The following is a 5484-nucleotide window of genomic DNA, read 5'->3' as shown; positions in this document are numbered from 1 at the left end:
GGATAATGCAGACGCTGCGGAGCGCTATGCCGCGATGTGCCTCTACCTTGGCTTGATGAGCGAGGCCTGCCTTGGCCTGATCGGCGCCGCGGGGCCGCTCATCGTCGAGGGACCTTTTGCGTTGAACGAGACCTATCTCGAGATCCTTGCAGCATTGACAGGTCGCGACGTTGTCGCCCTGCCCGGCTCGACCGGCACCAGTCAGGGGGCCTCGTTGCTCACCGGCATAAGGCCGGCGCCCGGTTCTGAAAGACGCTTTCCGCCAGCCGTGATCACCGGACTGAAGGACTACCGCCGCGCTTGGCATGCAGCAATGGAATAGCAGTCTTTCCATACACGCCCCTTATCCCATCTTAGGCAGGCGGCTAGTGTTGGCCGTTCAAGAAACCAGGCGGAGGAACCATCATGACGGATTCAAACGCGGCCTTCGACCCGCGTGCGCTCGCAGCTCGACTTCACGGCCTCCACAAAGCGGGCAGTCAAGCGCCGACGGCCGATTTCGCGCTTCCCGCCGATCTGCGCCACGCCATGGATGCGCAGAATTTCCTCGCCGCCGAAGAGGCCATTGCCAGCAACGCATGGAAAGTGACGGCTTCGCCGGATGGCCAGGCGGTGACGGCACCGCTCCATCCTTACGCAGAAGCCGATTCCGGCGCGCAGATTCCGTGGGCGAAGGGTATGAAGTTTGAGGCGGAAATCGCCGTCCGTCTCGGCTCGGACTTACCGGTTCGCCGCAACGGCGATTACAGCCGTGCCGAAGTCGCCGATGCAGTGGCGACCGTCCATCTCGGCGCTGAACTTCTGGTCTCCGCCATCGAGGAAAGTGGCAAGATTTCATTCCTGCTCTTCCTCGCCGATCGCCTCGGCAACAGCGGCTACGTGCTTGGCCCGAACGTGCCAAAGTCGCTGATCGACACAGCCACCGGAACGCCGCTGAAAGTCACCTTCAACGGCCAGTCGATCTACGATGCGCCTGCACAGCACCCGAAAGGCGACGTGCTGACCTGGCTCGTTGACTACGCCAACGACAAGCTGCGCCCTGAAAACTCGCTGAAGGCCGGGGCGCTGATCACGACCGGCACGCTTTGTGGCGCGATCGAACTTGCCGCACCAGGCGACATCGAGATTTTGCTCAACGATACCGCACGCTTGCATCTGTCGCTTGTTGCTAAGTAGTCAGGGCTGCTCCCGGAACATCTCGATGATGGCGGAAAAGTCCTTTCCGGCATTGCCCTGCTTTTCGAAGAGCGCGTAAAGCTGTGCCGCTTCCGCCCCGAGCGGGGTCGACGCACCACTCGAAAGTGCCGCCTCCTGCGAAAGCCGGAGATCCTTGAGCATCAGAGCGGCAGCAAATCCCGGTTTGTACTCGTTGTTTGCCGGCGATGTCGGTACCGGCCCCGGAACCGGGCAATAGGTATTGATCGACCAGCACTGGCCGGACGACGTCGAGGCGACATCAAAAAGCGCCTGATGCGAGAGACCGAGCTTTTCTCCCAGCACGAAAGCTTCGCAGACGCCGATCATCGAAATGCCGAGGATCATATTGTTGCAGATTTTCGCCGCCTGACCTGCGCCGGCTTCGCCGCAGTGGACGATCTTCTTGCCCATCTTTTCAAGGATCGGCTTGGCCTTGGCGAAACTCTCGTCCGAACCGCCCGCCATGAACGTCAAGGTACCTGCGCTAGCCCCACCCGTTCCGCCGGAAACGGGAGCGTCAAGCGAGAGGCAGCCTGCGGCCTTCGCCATTTCATGCGCCTTACGGGCACTGTCGACATCGATGGTCGAGCAGTCGATCACCAGCGTTCCGGCCGGAACCGACTTCAATATGTCCGGCCAGGCAGTGAGCACATGCTTGCCCTGCGGCAGCATCGTTACGACGGTCTCCGCCTCCATGACGGCCTGGCTGATGTGGCTTGCCGGCTTTACCCCTGTTTCTTCGGCGGCCTGTAGCACGGGGGCGGCGAGATCGAAGCCCATAACTTCGTGTCCTGCCTTGACGAGATTGGCCGCCATCGGCCCGCCCATATTGCCAAGCCCGATGAATGCGATCCGTGCCATGCTGGCCTCCTATCTGTTGTCTTCCAGGATCATTGCCGCGGCTTTCTCGGCAATCATGATCGTTGGAGAGTTCGTGTTGCCCGAGGTGATCGACGGCATCACCGAGGCATCGGCGATCCTGAGCTTGGCAAGTGCGCGCAGCTTCAGCCGCGGATCGACGACGCTGTCCCTGTCTCCACCCATTCGGCAGGTGCCGACGGGGTGGAAGATCGTCGTGCCGATCTCGCCTGCCGCCCGCTCTAGATCGGCTTCTGTCTGATAAGAGGGGCCGGGCTTGAATTCTTCCGGCTTGAAGCGCGCAAAGGACGGCTGCGAAACGATCCGCCGCGTCAGCTTTATGGATCGAACAGCTATGCCGCGATCACGCTCCGTCGAGAGGTATTTCGGTGCAATCGTCGGCTGTGCGGCGAAATCCGGGCTCGCAATATGCACGGAGCCGCGGCTTTCCGGCCTGAGATTGCAGACGCTGGCGGTGATCGCCGGAAAGGGGTGAACGGGGTCGCCAAACTTGTCAAGCGAGACCGGCTGCACGTGATATTGCAGGTCAGGTGTCTCCTTGTCAGGTCCCGAGCGCGTGAAGATACCAAGCTGGCTCGGTGCCATCGACATCGGTCCCGAGCGGCGGATGAGATATTCAAGCCCGATCGCTGCCTTGCCGATCAACTTCGTCGCCTTCTCGTTCAACGTGGGAACGCCGGTCACCTTGTAGGCAAGGCGCAGTTGCAAATGATCCTGCAGGTTTTCGCCGACGCCCTTCACCTCGGCCACGATATCGACGCCGCCATTTTTCAGCACCTCGCCGCGACCGATGCCGGAAAGCTCCAGGATATGCGGAGAACCAACCGAACCGGCGGAAAGGACTGTTTCCTTAGTAGCATAAACGCGCTTCGCCATGCCGTCGTGCTGGAACTCGACGCCGGAAATCGCACCTTCCTCGATAAGCAACCGCCGCACATGCGCCTTGGTCAAAACGGTGAGATTGCCGCGCCTCATTGCGGGGCGGAGAAATGCCTTCGCCGTGTTCCAGCGGATGCCGGAGCGCTGGTTAACGTCGAAATAGCCGGAGCCTTCATTGCTGCCGCGGTTGAAATCCTCCGTAACGGGAATGCCTGCTTCCTTCGCCGCCTGCTGGAAGGCATCGAGCACGGCCCAACGCACCCGCGCTTTCTCCACCCGCCATTCGCCACCTGCCCCATGCATCTCGTCTTCGCCGCGGTAATGATCCTCCGATTTGCGGAAATAGGGGAGCACGTCGTCCCAGCTCCAGCCGGTGCAGCCCATCTGGCGCCAGAGGTCGTAATCGCGAGCCTGCCCGCGCATGTAGATCATGCCGTTGATAGAGGAGCAGCCACCGAGCACTTTGCCGCGAGGATAGCTGAGCGCCCGGCCATTCAGCCCCTCTTCCGCCGCCGTCGTGAAGCACCAGTCCGTGCGCGGATTGTTGATGCAATAGAGATAGCCGACCGGGATATGGATCCAGTGGTAATTGTCGCTTCCGCCTGCCTCGAGCAGCAGAACACGGTTGCTGCGGTCTTCGGACAGGCGGTTCGCCAGCACGCAGCCCGCGCTGCCTGCGCCAATGATGATATAATCGTAGCGATCCATGCGGTCACCGGCCGCATCAGCGGCGATATACGAAACCCAGTTTGCGCCCCAGCCACGAGGCATAAAATTCGCCGATAATGCCGCGGCGGAAGATCAGAACGCAAATCATGAAGACGACGCCGGTGATGATCGTCACCGGGAATTCCGATGTCGCGAGATAGTTCTGAAGCGTCACGACGAGCCCCGCGCCGAAGATCGGCCCGATCATCGTGCCGATGCCGCCGAGAAGCGTCATCAGGATCACCTCGCCCGACATCTGCCAGGCGACGTCCGTCAACGTCGCGAACTGGAAGACCAGCGACTTAACGGCACCTGCAAGTCCGGCAAGGGCCGCCGACATCACGAAAGCACCGAGCTTGTAGCGAGCCACGGAATAGCCGAGCGAGACCGCCCGCTGTTCGTTTTCCCGGATCGATTTCAGGATCATGCCGAAAGGCGAGTTGATGAAGCGCCAGATCAGCACCATGCCGATGAGGAATACCGCCAGTACGAAGTAGTACATGTTGGTGGAATTGTTGAGGTCGATAAATCCTAGGAGATGTCCCCGCGGCACGGACTGGATGCCGTCCTCGCCCTCGGTGAATTTCGCCTGCAGGCAGAAGAAGAAGAACATCTGCGAGAGCGCCAGCGTGATCATTGCAAAGTAGATGCCCTGGCGGCGAATGGCGAGGTAACCGATGACGAGGCCGAGCACGGCCGCCCCTGCCACACCCGTCAAGATGCCGAGCTCAGGCGGAAAGCCCCACGCCTTCACCGTATAGGCGGTGAAATAAGCAGCGCCGCCGAAGAAGGTGGCATGCCCGAAGGAGAGCAGGCCCGTGTAACCGAGCAGCAGATTGAAGGCGCAGGCAAAGAGCGCGAAGCACAGGAGCTTCATCAGGAAGATAGGATAGAAGAAGAACGGCGCGAGCAGCAGAAGCAGCAGGCCGATGATGAGGAAGGCGGCCTGCACTGACAGCGCGGTGCGGCTCTTTTCCGTTCGAAGGGTTTCGGTGATGTCCGTCATCTTACGCATCCCGGCCGAAGAGGCCCGCGGGCCTGACGAGAAGCACGATCGCCATGATCACGAAGACCACGATGTTCGACGCTTCCGGATAGAAGACCTTTGTGAGGCCCTCCGCAATACCCAGCACATAGCCGGTGACGATCGCACCCATGATCGAACCCATGCCGCCGACCACGACGACGGCAAAAACGACGATGATGATGTTCGATCCCATCAGCGGCGAGACCTGGTAGATCGGCGCCGCCAGCACGCCGGCAAAGGCGGCAAGACCGGCTCCGAGCGCGTAGGTCAGCGTCAGAAGCAGCGGTACGTTGACGCCGAAAACCTGCACCAGAACCGTATTTTCCGTCGCAGCCCGGAGATAGGCGCCGAGCTTGGTCTTTTCGATCAGGAGCCAGGTGCCGATGCAGACCACCAGCGACATGACGACCACCCAGCCACGATAGATCGGCAGGAACATGAAGCCGAGGTTCATTCCGCCTGCGAGGGCTGTCGGGGTCGCATAGGGCTGGCCCGAAGAGCCGTAGAGGTAGCGGAACGTCCCCTCGATCGCCAGCGCCATGCCGAACGTAAAAAGCAGGCCGTAAAGCGGATCGAGATCGTAGAGCCGCCGCAGAAAGAGACGCTCCACCACTGCGCCGAACAGGCCGACGGCGAGAGGCGCCAGAATGAGCGCCGGCCAATAGCCGATGCCACCGTAAGCAAGCATCAGATAGGCGACGAAGGCGCCCAGCATATATTGCGCACCATGCGCAAAGTTGATGACGCGCAGCAGGCCGAAGATGATGGCCAGGCCGAGACTGAGCAGGGCGTAG

General features: G+C 61.0%; 5 protein-coding genes and 1 pseudogene. 2 read left to right on the top strand and 4 right to left on the bottom strand.

What is annotated here, in order from left to right; all coding sequences use genetic code 11:
• Both ACPYOI_RS34690 and ACPYOI_RS34685 read left to right on the top strand, forming a co-directional pair.
• Window positions 1–322: pseudogene (locus ACPYOI_RS34690) on the top strand (carbohydrate kinase); the annotation flags it as partial.
• A gap of 83 nt (window positions 323–405) precedes the next feature.
• Window positions 406–1176, top strand: a complete 771-nt coding sequence (locus ACPYOI_RS34685) for a fumarylacetoacetate hydrolase family protein (protein ID WP_481424051.1) — start codon at window positions 406–408, stop codon at window positions 1174–1176.
• Here the strand turns inward: ACPYOI_RS34685 and mmsB are convergent, their stop codons facing one another.
• The 4 genes from mmsB to ACPYOI_RS34665 form a co-directional block, all read right to left on the bottom strand.
• A complete protein-coding gene (gene mmsB, locus ACPYOI_RS34680; RefSeq protein WP_481418945.1) occupies window positions 1177–2058 on the bottom strand; it encodes a 3-hydroxyisobutyrate dehydrogenase in 882 nt (293 codons plus the stop codon).
• 9 nt (window positions 2059–2067) lie between these two features.
• The gene (locus ACPYOI_RS34675) at window positions 2068–3663 is read right to left on the bottom strand and encodes a GMC family oxidoreductase (RefSeq protein WP_481418952.1); all 1596 of its coding nucleotides are present in this window, start codon (window positions 3661–3663) and stop codon (window positions 2068–2070) included.
• Window positions 3664–3679: 16 nt separating this feature from the next.
• Window positions 3680–4669 carry a branched-chain amino acid ABC transporter permease gene (locus ACPYOI_RS34670; protein ID WP_481418944.1) on the bottom strand — a complete coding sequence of 330 codons (990 nt, stop codon included), beginning with the start codon at window positions 4667–4669 and terminating at the stop codon, window positions 3680–3682.
• 1 nt (window position 4670) lies between these two features.
• Window positions 4671–5484: branched-chain amino acid ABC transporter permease (locus tag ACPYOI_RS34665; RefSeq protein WP_481424050.1), on the bottom strand; the 814-nt coding region annotated here is incomplete at its 5' end.

This window comes from Rhizobium sp. SVR5-2C (assembly GCF_056755115.1).
The sequence above is the reverse complement of the archived record's forward strand: the minus strand, read 5'-3'. Positions and strand labels throughout refer to the sequence as shown.

Excerpts from the sequence above, each read along its gene's own strand:
- ACPYOI_RS34685 (WP_481424051.1), top strand. The coding sequence starts at position 406 with ATGACGGATTCAAACGCGGCCTTCGACCCGCGTGCGCTCGCAGCTCGA.
- mmsB (WP_481418945.1), bottom strand. The coding sequence starts at position 2,058 with ATGGCACGGATCGCATTCATCGGGCTTGGCAATATGGGCGGGCCGATG.
- ACPYOI_RS34675 (WP_481418952.1), bottom strand. The coding sequence starts at position 3,663 with ATGGATCGCTACGATTATATCATCATTGGCGCAGGCAGCGCGGGCTGC.
- ACPYOI_RS34670 (WP_481418944.1), bottom strand. The coding sequence starts at position 4,669 with ATGACGGACATCACCGAAACCCTTCGAACGGAAAAGAGCCGCACCGCG.